This is a genomic window from Halomicrobium urmianum, assembly GCF_020217425.1.
Lineage (GTDB): Archaea > Halobacteriota > Halobacteria > Halobacteriales > Haloarculaceae > Halomicrobium > Halomicrobium urmianum.
The window spans coordinates 1,706,127-1,718,573 of record NZ_CP084090.1 but is presented as its reverse complement, the minus strand read 5'-3'; the positions used below and the strand labels follow the sequence as shown (position 1 = coordinate 1,718,573).

The window sequence follows — 12,447 nt, the reverse complement described above, 5'->3', positions numbered from 1 at the left end:
CCTTTTGCTCCTCGGGTACCTCTCTTCGGTCGGTACCGCTCGTCGAAAAACGTGGTCCTCCTGAGCGAAGCGAAGGAGGGCTCGGGAGAGCTTCGCTCTCCCGGTGGCGAAAAAGCCGCTTCTCGCTCACTGCGTTCGCGAGACGTGAACCGCCTCGCTCCGCTCGGCGGACGCTATCACTCCTGCTCGTCCAGCCACGCCAGCAATCCTTTCTGGGCGTGCAGGCGGTTCTCGGCCTGCTGCCAGACGACGGCATTCTCGCTCTCGATGGCGGCGTCAGTGACCTCCTCGCCGCGGTGGGCTGGCAGGCAGTGCATCAGCGTGCGGTCGCCGAGGAACTCGGGCGTGACCTGGAACCCCTCGAAGGCCCGGAGCTTCTGCTCGCGCTCGTCCTCCTGGCCCATGCTGACCCAGACGTCGGTGTAGACGACGTCGGCGTCCGCGACGGCCGCCTCGGGGTCGGTGGTCGTCTCGGGCGCGTCGCCCACCGCCTCGGCGCGCTCGATGACCTCGCCGTCGACGCCGTAGTCGGGCGGCGTGGCGACCGTGAGGTCGATGCCGGTCATCGCCGCGCCGAGGACGAACGACTGGCAGACGTTGTTGCCGTCGCCGACCCACGCGACGTCGACGTCGAACCCGCCGAACTCCTCGCGGATGGTCAGCAGGTCGGCCAGCGTCTGGCAGGGGTGGGCGTCGTCGGTGAGCCCGTTGACGACGGGCACGTCGGCGTACTCGGCCAGTTCCGCCACGTCGCCGTGGTCGAACATGCGGGCCATCAGGAAGTCGACGTACCGGGAGACGGCCCGGGAGGTGTCCTTGATGGGCTCGCCGTGGCCGAGCTGGATGTCGTCGGGCCCCAGGAAGATGGCGTGGCCGCCCAGCTGGGTCATGCCCGTCTCGAAGGAGATTCGAGTCCGCGTCGAGGGCTTCTCGAAGATCATGCCGAGCGTCTGGTCGGCGAGGCGGTCGCTGTCGTCCCCGTCGGCCTTGATCGTCGCGGCGCGGTCGAGGACGGTCGCCAGTTCGTCGGGCGTGAGGTCGTCGACGTCGAGCAGGTGCGTGGGCATGGTTACAGCAGGCGTTCGGTGACGTCCTCGAGGACCGCGACCGAGCGGTCGTACTCCGCGAGGACGATGTGTTCGTCGGGCGCGTGGTCGAGGTCGGAGTCGCCGGGACCGTAAGTGACCATCGGGCAGTCCCACTCCTGCGCGTAGACGTTCATGTCGCTCGTACCGGTCTTGCGCAGCAGGCTGGGGTCGCCGCCGGCCCGACGGATGGCGGCGCGGAACGCGCGGGCCACCTCCGTCCGGGGGTTCTGCATCACCGGCTCGACCTGATCGTCCCAGTGGACGGTGCCGTTCTCCAGGTGACCGTCGGCGATCTCGCGGATCTCCTCGGTCGTGTGCTCCGGCGGGACGCGCAACTGGACGTCCATAGTGGCCTCGACGGAGAGGCCGTCGTCGGAGATGCCGCCGTCCATCGAGACGGGCTTGCAGGTGACCCGCTCGAAGACGGGCATCCACTCGTCGGGCTCGAACTCCTCGTCGACGGCGCTCCACCAGTCGATGGCGTCCTGGATGGCGTTGTTCTCCGGGCGAGAGGAGTGACCGGACTCGGAGGTGGCGACGTAGGTGCCCGCCAGCAGGCCGCGGTAGCCCAGCGTGATGCCCTCCCAGCCGGAGGGCTCGCCGTTGACGACGGCGCCGGGCTCGCTGTCGCGGTCCTCGACGAGGTAGCGCCCGCCGCGGGAGTCGACCTCCTCGCCGACGACGCCGACGAAGGAGGCGCCGGTCCGGACGGCCGCGACGGCCATGGCGCACAGCGGCCCCTTCGCGTCGACGGCACCGCGGCCCCACAGCTCCGCCTCACCCTCGTCGTTCTCCTCGATCCGGACCGGGATGTCGCCCGGCACGGTGTCGATGTGGGAGGTCAGCAGGACGCCGTCGTCGGCGGGCGCGCGGACGTTACCGACCTCGTCGATCCAGGCCTCGCGGCCGTGTTCCTCGAAAAAGTCGACCAGGTGCTCGGCCGCCTCGCCCTCTTCGCGCGTGACGGAGGGGATGCGGACCGTCTCCTCCAGCAGGTCGCGGGCCGCCTGGTCGGAGACCGTGGCCGCGGCGCCCTGGCTCATCCTATCACCTCGGCCACGGCGTCGACCACGTGGTCGGCGTGCTCCTCCTCGATGGTCAGCGGCGGGAGCAGGCGCACGACGGTCCGACCGGCGGGCAGCGCCAGCACGCCCTGGTCCATCGCCAGCTGCTTGAGGTAGCGCATGGCGCCACGCTTGACCTCGATCCCGACCATCAGGCCCTCGCCGCGGACCTCGCGGACCTCGTCGCCCAGCGCGTCCTCCAGTTCCGACTGGAGGTACTCGCCGACCTCTGCAGCGTGGGCGGGGACGTCCTCCTCGACGATGGTCGAGACGGTGGCGTCCGCGGCGGCAGAGATGACCGGACCGCCGGAGAACGTCGAGGCGTGAGAGCCGTAGTTCTCGGCGATCCACTCCCGGCACAGCGTCGCGCCGACGGGGAAGCCGTTGCCCAGCCCCTTCGCCGCGGTGATCACGTCGGGCACCACGCCGCTCTGCTCGGCGGCCCACAGCGTGCCGGTCCGACCCATGCCGGTCTGGACCTCGTCGAAGATCAGCGCCGCACCGGCGTCCTCGGTCGCCTCGCGGGCGGCCTGCAGGAACTCGGTCGAGGCGGGGTTGATCCCGCCCTCGCCCTGCACGGGTTCGACGATGACGCCAGCCGTCTCGTCGTCGACGGCCTCGCGGATCGCGTCGGGGTCGTCGTAGGGGACGAACTCCACGTCGCCGGCCAGCGGCTCGTAGGGCTTCTTGTACTTGTCCTTCCAAGTGGTCGCCAGCGACCCCATGGTGCGGCCGTGGAAGCCCTGCATCGTCGCGATCAGCTTCGAGTTTCCGGTGGCCGACCGGGCGAACTTCAGGGCCGCCTCGTTGGCCTCCGTGCCGGAGTTGCAGAGCCACGTCTTGTCGATGGGATCGGGCGCGCTGTCGGCCAGGCGCTCGTAGAGGCGCGTCCGGGCCTCGTTGGGGTAGGACGCCTGTACGTAGGTGAGCTTGTCAATCTGCTCCTTGGCGGCCCCGTCGACCGCCTCGTGGCCGTGGCCCAGCGGGACGCAGGCGTAGGACGCGCCCATGTCGAGGTACTCATCGCCGTCGGTGTCGTACAGCCACGGGCCGTCCCCGCGCTCGATCTGGATCGGTTTCTCGTTGAAGACGAAGCCGCTCATTGGGTACCCTCCAGGGCATCGGCGTACACGTGCGTTCCGCTTCCGTCCAGCGCGGCGAGCACGGGCTCGTCGGCGTTGGCGTCGGCGACGACCACCTCGGTCGCCCCGCCGTCCAGCGCTTCCTCGGCCGCCATGACCTTGCGACCCATGAAGCCCTCGGCGGCGTCCTCGAGGTCCTGCCACTCCTCGGGCGTCTCGACGGACTCGATGAGCGTCCCGGGGTCGTCGGGATCCTCGTAGACGCCCTCGACGTCGGTCAGCAGGACGAGGCGAGCGTCCAGCGCCGCGGCGATCGCGGCCGCCGTCCGGTCGGCGTCCGTGTTGACGGGAGTGACGTCACCATCGTCCGCGCCGGCCATCGGCGGGCTCGCGACGGGGACGTAGCTGCCGTCCAGCAGCGACTCCAGCAGGTCGGCGTTGACCTCCTTGATCGTCCCGCTGTGGTCGCCCCGCCTGATCTTCTTCGTGCCGTCCTCGACGACCCGGACGGCTGACTTCCGTGGACCGTGCAGGAGCTTCCCGTCCACACCGTTCAGCCCCACCGCGTCGACGCCCTGGCTCTGGAGGCCGGCGACGAGCTGGGTGTTGAGGTGGCCGAAGACCATCTCGAACACCTCCATCGTCTCCTCGTCGGTGAAGCGTCCGACGACGCCCGACGGCGTCTCGACGTACTCCGGCTCCATCCCCAGTCGCTCCAGGGTGTCGTCGACGGCGGTCGAGCCGCCGTGGACGAGGACGAGGTCCTCGCCGTCCTCGTACAGCGATGCGACGTCGGACAGAGCGCCCGCGGGATCGACGGCGCGGGCGCCACCAACTTTGATGACCGTGGTCATAGAAGACAGCCTCCGGTTACGGCGCGCCGACCGGGTGGTACCCGGTCGACTCCAGCCCCGCGGTCTCCTCGATGCCCAGCGCGACGTTGGCGGCGTGGACCGCCTGGCCGGCCGAGCCCTTCATCATGTTGTCGATGGCCGAGAAGACCACGAGGCGCTCGTTCGCGGGGTCGACCTCGAAGCCGACCTCGGCGTAGTTCGTGCCCGCGACGGCCTTGGGCTCGGGGTAGCGGTAGACGCCGCCACCGCCCGAGGCCATGCGGACGAACGGCTCGTCCTCGTAGCTCCCGCGGTAGGCCCCCCACAGGTCGCCCTTGGAGACGGGGCCGTCGGGGAAGACGTGACACGTCGCCGACGCCCCGCGGATCATGTCCACCGCGTGGACAGTGAAGGAGACGTCCAGACCAAGGAACTGCTGGATCTCGGCCTCGTGGCGGTGGCCCGTCGGGGCGTACGGGCGGACGACGCCCGAGCGCTCGGGATGGGAGGAAGCCTCCCCGCCGCCGGCCCCGCCCTCGGAGGAGCCGACCTTCACGTCGACGACGACCTGCTCGTCGCCGGAGAGGATATCGTGCTCGAAGAGGGGCAGCAGACCCATGATCGTCGCCGTGGCGTTGCAGCCGCCGGAGGCGATCAGGTCCGCGCCGGGCAGGTTCTCCCGGTTGAGTTCGGGGAGCGCGTACTCCGACTCCGCGAGGAGGTCGGGGCGGACGTGCCCGTCGTACCACTCGTCGTACTGCTCCTCGCTGTCGAGGCGGAAGTCCGCAGAGAGGTCGACGACCGTGTCGGCGACCTCCCGGAACGCGTCGATGCGCTCCATGGTGACGCCGTGGGGCGTCGCCGCGAACAGCACGTCCACGCTCTCCAGGTCCTGCGGGTCCGAGAAGCGCAGGTCCGTGTGCCGCAGGTTCGGGTGGACGTGACCGATCGTCTTGTTCTCCTTCGAGCGGCTGGTGGCCTGTATCGTGCGGAACTCGGGATGGCCGTCGAGGATGCGCAACAGCTCGCCGCCGGTGAATCCGGAGGCGCCGACGACGCTGGCCGAGTACGTCATGCCGTCACCTCCGACTCCTGGTCGACCTTCGTCTCCAGCCAGTCGACGACGCGGGCGGGCACGTCCACGCCGGTCACCTCGTTGAGCGCCTTGAACTCCACCGTGTGGTTGACCTCGTGGACGGTGTAGTCGTCGGGCTCGGGGTCGTCCGAATCCTCATCTACGCCCACTTCCATCAGGTCGATGCCCAGCAGGCCGCCGCCGACGGCGTCGCTGGCCTTCTCGACCAGTTCGAGCGCGCGGTCGTCCAGCTCGAAGGTGTCCGTCTCGGCGCCCTTCGCCGCGTTGGTGAGCCAGTGGTCCGACTCGCGGACCATCGCGGCGACCGGTTCGCCGTCCAGCGCCACGACGCGGATGTCCCGGCCAGGCTTGTCGACGAACTCCTGGACGTAGAAGACCTTGTGCTCGTAGTGGCCCAGCGTCTCCTTGTGCTCGAGGATGGCCTCCGCCGCTGAGCGGGAGTCGATCTTGGCCATCAGGCGGCCCCAGGAGCCGACGACCGGCTTGAGGACACATGGATAGCCGAACTCCTCGATGGCCTCCATGGCGGCGTCCTTGGTGAACGCCACCTCCGTGTTCGGCGTCGGGACGCCGTGCTCGACCAGCGCCAGGCTGTTCTTGACCTTGTCGGAGCAGATCTCCGCGGTCTCCGGGCCGTTGACGACCGGGATCCCGTAGGCGTCGACGAACTTGGTCGCGTACACCGATCGGCTCGTCGCCAGACACCGGTCGACGACGACGTCGACGTCCTCGAAGACCTCCGGCGGGTCCTCGATGTTGAACTGCTCCTTGCGGACGTCGATCTTGGTGACCTCGTGGTCGCGCTCGCGCAGCTCCGAGAGAAGCAGCTTCTCGTCCCGGCGGATGCGCGAGTAGAGTATTCCTACGTTCATTGTATCACCGAATCCCGAGTGTGGGCGCAGGCGCGTCCCGCCCGTGGGAGCGCATTACTCGCCCCAGTCCTCTTCCAGCTCGGGGGCCGAGTCGAGCTCGACGGGGTCGGTGTCGACGACCTCGAGCTCGGCGCCGCAGGTCGCACAGTCGACGATCTCTCCAACTTCCAGGTTGTCGTGCAGGGACACCTCGGCCCCGCACTCGACGCATTCTGCCATTGTACCTCGTCCTCGCGCCCGTACGCACTTAAACCCTTCGGACCTATCAGAACGAGTTTGTATAGAATACCAGCAGCTAACGGCACGAAACGCCCGAAACAAGCACCGCGACGTTTTCTGTATCAGAATTGTGGTAGCTTCTCCCCTCGCGGGGATGGTCGCAGTCCTCGCGGCTCAGACATAGCCGTCCACCTCCGTCCTCCGTCGCTCGGCGGCCGACTCGACGGCCTCGCGGCGCTCTGTCAGCGCGTCGCGGTCGGCGGCCAGCGCCTCGCCGGCCGTCGCCAGTTGCGCCTCGACCGCCCCCGGAGCGGGCCCGCCGCGCGAGTCGCGCGTCGCGACGCTCTCCGCGGGATCGAGCGTCGCCGCCAGCGTCTCGCGGTCGACGTACTCGGTCAGGGGCTCGCCCAGCACGTCCTCGGCTGTCGCTTCCAGCGCGCCGACGTCGGGCGCGTCGCCCTCGTACGCCTCGCCGGCGGCCGCCGCGACCACCTCGTGGGCCGTCCGGAACGGGACGCCGGCCATCGCCAGGCGGTCGGCGACGCCGGTCGCCGTCGAGAAGCCCTCGCCCGCCGCCGCTTCGAGGTCGTCGACGGGCCAGTCGGCCGTCGCCACCGCGCCGGTCGCCACCGCGACGCTCTCGGTCACGCTGTCGATCGCGTCCCAGGCGTGGCGGCCCGCGCGCTGCAGGTCGCGGTTGTACGCCCGGGGCAGCCCCTTCAGCGTCGTGAGCAGGCCCTGGAGGCCCGCCGTCGCGTCGCCGGTCCGGCCCCGGACGAGCTCCATCGTGTCCGGGTTCTTCTTCTGGGGCATGATCGACGACGTCGACGCGTAGTCGTCCGACAGCTCCACGAACCCGCGATTGGCGAAGACCACGACGTCCTCGGCCAGTCCGGAGAGAGTCGTCGCTAGCGTCGCCGCCGCGGCGGTCGTCTCGACCAGCGCGTCGCGGGCGGCCGCTGCGTCCATCGAATTTTCCACGATTCCCCCGAACCCGAGCAGTTCGGCCGTCCGCTCGCGGTCCACGTCGAACGGCGTCCCGGCGAACGCCGCCGCGCCGAGGGGGTTGCGGTCGACCCGCTCGTAGGCGGAAAGCAGCCGCGCCGTATCGCGCTGAAGCGCCTGCTCGTAGGAGGCGATCCAGTGGGCCACCGTCGTCGGCTGGGCCGGCTGGAGGTGCGTGTAGCCCGGCATCACCGTCTCGGTGTGCTCGGCGGCCACCTCCAGCAGTTGCTCGCGCGCCTCGATCACCGTCTCGATCAGCTCCAGCAGGTCCTCGCGCAGGCGATAGCGGATGCAGGCCGCCACCTCGTCGTTGCGCGAGCGGGCCGTGTGCATCCGGCCGCCGTCCGGCCCGACGCGCTCGATGACGGCCGTCTCGATGGCCTCGTGGACGTCCTCGCCGTCGGACAGCGCGCCGTGACCGGCGTCCTCGACCTCGTCCAGCGCCGCCAGGATCTCGCCGGCGGTGTCGTCGTCGATGATCTCCTGCTCGGCCAGCATCACGACGTGGGCGCGGTCGACCGCGAGGTCGGCGGCGAAGATGCGCTCGTCGTCGGCGAGCGAGGACATGAACCCGCGGGCGGGACCGCCGCTGAAGCGGTCGCGGCGGACGGCGGTGCCGTCGCTGCCGTCCGTGCTCTCGCCCGCTCCCGCGCCGAGTTCGTCCTCGCTCATCGGATCACTCCTCCCGGTCGGCGTCCGCGGCGGAGATGCCGCTCGCGCTTTCCGAGGCCTCGCTCCCGTCGGTCGCTGCGGCCTCGCCGCTGCCGTCAGTGGCGACTTCCTCCCTCTTCGCCTCCTCGAGCACGCGGTTGGCCAGGCGCGACTGGAAGCCGTGGTACTTGGCGACGCCCGTGGCGTCCTCCTGGGTGATGCCGCCGGTGACGTCCTCCTCGTTGAAGGAGGCGGCCGACTCGCTGTAGACGGCGTAGTCGGACTCGCGGGAGACGGCGCGGCAGTGGCCGCCCTCCATCTTGACCGTGACCGTGCCGGTCACGCGCTCGTTAGTCTCGTCGATGAAGGCCTCCAGCGCGCCAGTGAGGGGTGCATCGACGAGGCCCTGATAGCCCTTCTGGGACCACTGCTGGTCGACCTGCTGCTTGAACTCGCGCTCCTCGGCCGTGAGGACCAGACCCTCGAGCGCCTCGTGGGCCGTCAAAAGCACCGTCGCGGCGGGGTGCTCGTAGTTCTCGCGGACCTTCAGTCCGAGCATGCGGTCCTCCATCATGTCCGTGCGGCCGACGCCGTGGGCGCCCGCGCGCTCGTTGAGTTGCTCGATGAGTTCGACCGAGCCCAGGTCCTCGCCGTCGACGGCGACGGCCTCGCCCTGCTCGAACTCGATCTCGACGAGTTCGGCCTCCTTGCCGGAGGGGTTCTCCGTCCAGAGGTAGATGTCGTCCTCGGGGATCGTCGAGGGGTCCTCGAGTTCGGAGCCCTCGATGGAGCGGCTCCAGAGGTTCGTGTCGATGGAGTAGCGGCCGCCGTCGCCGCCCTCGACGGGCAGGCCCTTCTCTTCGGCGTACTCGTTCTCCCACTCGCGGGTGAGCCCGAGTTCGCGGACCGGCGCGATCACTTCGAGGTCGGAGTCGCGCCAGACGGCCTCGAAGCGCAGCTGGTCGTTGCCCTTGCCCGTACAGCCGTGGGCGACGGCGTCACAGCCCTGTTCGACGGCGACCTCGAGGATCGCTTCGGCGATGACCGGGCGCGCGAGCGCGGTGCCCAGGGGGTAGCCCTGGTAGTCGGCGTTGGCCTTGACGGCCTGGAGACAGAGGTCCGCGAACTCCGCCTGGGCGTCGACGACGTAGTGGTCGAGCCCCAGCGCCTCGGCGGTCTCCTCGGCCTCGTCGAACTCGTAGTCGGGCTGACCGACGTCGACCGTGACGCCGATGACCTCGTCGTAGCCGTACTCTTCTTTCAGCAGCGGTACGCAGACCGTCGTGTCGAGCCCGCCGGAGAAGGCGAGCGCGACCGTTCCGTTTCCGTCTGGCATGTGTGGTGTTGACTGGTGTCTGTGGGGTAGTGACCGCCCGACAGACGGCGAGCGGCGACCTGAAATCGAGACGGACCGTGGAGAGGAGTTTGTGTGTAGGTGGGCCTAGGGACGGCCCGGTCGTCGTCGTCGGAGGTCGCCGAAAAGCGGTCGGACGGACCCGTCGCTGTCCGCGTCGAACGCGCCAGCGGTCCGGGTCCGGCTCATGTGGAAGAACCTATCTACAGTCCCGTATTAATAGTTTCCGAGATTGGCACGGGGATGGAACAGGTTAGCACACGATTCACCGGCGGCTCGTCGCCGGAGCAGACGGAGAAGTGGTGAGGTCGTCCGTCGGCTACGCCTGCCGGCGCGCCAGCAGCGCGGCGGCGACGATGGCCGCCAGTCCCCCCGCGACGTCGAATCCGGGCCCGTCGGCCGCGGTCGACTGGTCGCCGTCGGCCGCAGCCTCGGTGGTCGCGGATGCAGCGCCGCTTCCGCCGCTCTCGCCGGCGACCAGCTCGAACCCGTCGAGGTCCGCGCCGGCCGACCACGTCAGCCGGCCGTCGCCGGTGCCGTCGGGCTCGGGCGTGACCTCGCCGGCCTCGTAGCCGTCCGGCAGTACGACCACGAACTGCCGGTCCGGGGTGAAACCGCTGGCGAAGGGTTCGGTGACGACGAGCCCCTCGTCGATCGTCGCGGCCAGCCCGCGCCAGTCGGCCGACAGCGTCACGACGCCGGTCCGGTCGTCCGTCTGGACGTCGATCGTCACGTCCTCGATGGCCATCTCGCGGCCGCTCGCGTCCGCGGCGTTCGCGGCGACGCTCCGCAGTCGGTCGCCGAACCGCGTCGCGAACGCCTCGCGAGCGCTCTCGTTGTCCCGCAGCTCGCGGAACGCCTGTCGCTCGGCGTCGCCGTCCAGGTCGAACGTGTACGTGACCGACACGACGGCGTCGCCGCTCTCCGCGAGGTCGACGACGAACGCCGGTTCGGAGTCCTGTGCGGTCGCGGGGGCGGGAACGGCCGCAGCGACGGCCAGGAGCGCGACCGCGCCGATCAGCAGGGTGCGTCCTGTCCTGGGCATGCGGCGTCAGGCACCGCCCTGGCTGCCGGACTGGTCGGCGTCGGTGTCACCGTCGCTCCCGTCGGTCGCGGTGGTCGTCGCCGCCGCACCGTCGCCGGACTGGCCGGCGCTATCGCGCCCGTCGCCCCGACCGTCGCTCGGGGCGGACTCGTTGCCGGCCGGCCGCTCGGTCTCGCCGGCGTCGGCGCCCTGACCGCGCGTCTCGTTGCCGGCCGAACTGCGGTCACCGGCGGGCTGGCCGACTCGATCGCCGGCGATCGACCGCGCGATGGCCGCGGTCTCCTGCCCGCTCAGGTTCCCCGCGCGCTCGCGGAGCGTCTGGATCGCGGTGGCGTTGATGCCGTTCTGCGTGAGAGTATCGGTGGGGATGCCGGCCGCGGCGTCCGCGCTCTGGTTGGCGAGCCGCTGGACCGTCCGGCTCTCCGCGTGGAGCCGCGCCGCGCGGGCCCGGTACTCGCCCTCGCTGAGCGAGCCGTTCTCGCGCGCCTCGCGGAGCTCCTCGCGCTCCGCTTCGAGTTCGCTCAGGCGCTGCTCGACGTCGCCGAGCTGCTCGGCGACCACGGCGGCGCGCGACTCGTTGCTCGCCGCCTGCGTCACGCGGATGCCGAACGAGCGCGACTGGACGTCGCCCTCGATCTCGGCCCCCTGAACGCCCACCACGCCGGCGAGCTGCGCGCCGGGCGCGACGGACGCGTTACTCGCGTTCTCGTCGGGCGTCTCGGTCGGCGTCGGGGTCGCGGTTTCGGTCGACGTATCGGTGCTCTGGGCCACGCCGGCCATCGGGAGCGCCGCGAGGGCGCTCACGACCAGCAGGACCGCCACGATAGCTGGAGTGCGTCGCATCGTACCTCTCCCTTGCACCGTGATCCCCATATAAACCCCCAGTACTGGCTCCGAATTACGGACGGTCAAGCCCGATTAAACCGGATTAAAACCGCCCGACTGCAGCGGCCTCCCGGATGTCAGAACCGAAGGCGACGACTGAACCGTCGAAAGCTATATCACGAGTCGTCGGAGCCGCCGGCGACGTCGACGTCGGGTAGCGTCACGACGTTCTCCCGACCGATGCGGAACGTCTCCACTTCGTCGTCGTCCCGGAGACCGCCGATCACCTGACTGGTCTTGGCCGCGGTCCAGTCGAGGTCCTCGGCGACCTGCTGTTGCTTCATCCGCCCGCCGTTTCGCTCCAGCAGCGTCAGGACCCGCTCCTCGTTGCTCAGTAGCTCCGGCGGCGGGCCGTCGCCCTCGGGCGAGACGGGCGGGGCGTCCGCTCCCACACCGGCGTCGCCGTCCGCGGCGCCGCCCGCCGTGTCGTCGTCCCTCCGGTCGCCGTCGGCCCCGGCGAGCGTCCAGTCGGTCCACCCGTACCGCCGGTTCGCCCAGAGGACGACCGCGACGCCGGCCAGTCCGAGGAGCGCCGAGAGGGCGACGATCCAGGCCCCGCCGGCGTCGCTCTCGCCCGGGCCCGCCTCGGTCGGCGTCCCCGCGCCGCCGCTGGCGACGACCAGTCGCGGCTCGTCGGCGTCGAAGTCCCGCGGGCCCTGCCAGGCGACCTCCCGCTCCCCGGTCGCGTCGGGCGACGGCGTCGCGCTCGCCCGCTCGTAGCCCTCGGGCCAGCTCACCCGGAGCCGGCTCTCCCCGTCGAGGAACAGCCCGGCCAGTGCGTCCCCGGCGCGGAGCTCGTCGCCCGCGACCCGCGAGAAGTTCGTCCACCGGAAGCGGTAGGTGAGTACGCCGTACTCCTGGGGCAGAGCCGTGACTTCCGCGTCGACGGAGACGTTCTCGACGGCCATCTCGCGGCCGGTGGCGTTCTCCGCCGCGGCGACCGTCCCGCCCATCCGGTCGGCGAAGCGGTCGGCGTAGGCCGACTCGTTGGCGCGGACGTCGTCCCGCAGGTCCTCGAAGGCGGCCGTCTCGTTGTCGTCCGCGAGGCGCACGCGGTAGGTCACCGTCCACTCGGCGTCCCCGTTCTCCTGGAGGGCGACGTCCATCACGACGGCGTCCGGATCGACGCTCTCCTGTGTCAGTCCGCCCAGGCCGGCCGCCCCCGCCGGTACCGTCAGCAGGCAGAGAGCGGCGACAACCGCGACGGCTCGTCCGACGTCCGGCATTCACCCGTGCCTTACGATTGGGGCGTA

At 70.5% G+C, this 12,447-nt stretch carries 12 protein-coding genes; all 12 read right to left on the bottom strand.

Annotated elements, in window-relative coordinates; all coding sequences use genetic code 11:
• Positions 1-176: 176 nt before the first annotated feature.
• Positions 177-1,067 (bottom strand): ornithine carbamoyltransferase, encoded by an 891-nt coding sequence (gene argF, locus LCY71_RS08325; protein ID WP_225332698.1) that lies wholly within the window; start codon positions 1,065-1,067, stop codon positions 177-179.
• Positions 1,068-1,069: 2 nt separating this feature from the next.
• Entirely contained in the window at positions 1,070-2,131 is a 1,062-nt protein-coding gene (locus LCY71_RS08320; RefSeq protein WP_225332697.1) for a [LysW]-lysine hydrolase, read from the bottom strand.
• Positions 2,128-3,255 carry an aspartate aminotransferase family protein gene (locus tag LCY71_RS08315; RefSeq protein WP_225332696.1) on the bottom strand — a complete coding sequence of 376 codons (1,128 nt, stop codon included), beginning with the start codon at positions 3,253-3,255 and terminating at the stop codon, positions 2,128-2,130. Before LCY71_RS08315 ends, LCY71_RS08320 begins: the two co-directional genes overlap by 4 nt.
• The gene (locus LCY71_RS08310) at positions 3,252-4,088 is read right to left on the bottom strand and encodes an acetylglutamate/acetylaminoadipate kinase (RefSeq protein WP_225332695.1); all 837 of its coding nucleotides are present in this window, start codon (positions 4,086-4,088) and stop codon (positions 3,252-3,254) included. The genes LCY71_RS08315 and LCY71_RS08310 overlap by 4 nt, the downstream gene beginning before the upstream one ends.
• A 16-nt stretch (positions 4,089-4,104) precedes the next feature.
• On the bottom strand, positions 4,105-5,142 hold the full coding sequence (gene argC / locus LCY71_RS08305) for an N-acetyl-gamma-glutamyl-phosphate reductase (RefSeq protein ID WP_225332694.1): 1,038 nt from the start codon (positions 5,140-5,142) through the stop codon (positions 4,105-4,107).
• Complete coding sequence (lysX, locus tag LCY71_RS08300; protein WP_225332693.1) at positions 5,139-6,035, bottom strand: lysine biosynthesis protein LysX; 897 nt, start codon at positions 6,033-6,035, stop codon at positions 5,139-5,141. Before lysX ends, argC begins: the two co-directional genes overlap by 4 nt.
• A gap of 54 nt (positions 6,036-6,089) precedes the next feature.
• Complete coding sequence (gene lysW / locus LCY71_RS08295) at positions 6,090-6,254, bottom strand: lysine biosynthesis protein LysW (protein ID WP_225332692.1); 165 nt, start codon at positions 6,252-6,254, stop codon at positions 6,090-6,092.
• A 174-nt stretch (positions 6,255-6,428) separates the two neighbouring features.
• Positions 6,429-7,931 (bottom strand): argininosuccinate lyase, encoded by a 1,503-nt coding sequence (gene argH, locus LCY71_RS08290; RefSeq protein WP_225332691.1) that lies wholly within the window; start codon positions 7,929-7,931, stop codon positions 6,429-6,431.
• Between the two features lie 4 nt (positions 7,932-7,935).
• On the bottom strand, positions 7,936-9,246 hold the full coding sequence (locus LCY71_RS08285) for an argininosuccinate synthase (RefSeq protein WP_225332690.1): 1,311 nt from the start codon (positions 9,244-9,246) through the stop codon (positions 7,936-7,938).
• 337 nt (positions 9,247-9,583) lie between these two features.
• Positions 9,584-10,309, bottom strand: a complete 726-nt coding sequence (locus tag LCY71_RS08280) for a DUF7345 domain-containing protein (RefSeq protein WP_225332689.1) — start codon at positions 10,307-10,309, stop codon at positions 9,584-9,586.
• A 6-nt stretch (positions 10,310-10,315) separates the two neighbouring features.
• On the bottom strand, positions 10,316-11,152 hold the full coding sequence (locus tag LCY71_RS08275) for a hypothetical protein (protein WP_225332688.1): 837 nt from the start codon (positions 11,150-11,152) through the stop codon (positions 10,316-10,318).
• A gap of 158 nt (positions 11,153-11,310) precedes the next feature.
• Positions 11,311-12,420 (bottom strand): helix-turn-helix transcriptional regulator, encoded by a 1,110-nt coding sequence (locus LCY71_RS08270; protein WP_225332687.1) that lies wholly within the window; start codon positions 12,418-12,420, stop codon positions 11,311-11,313.
• Positions 12,421-12,447: the final 27 nt, after the last annotated feature.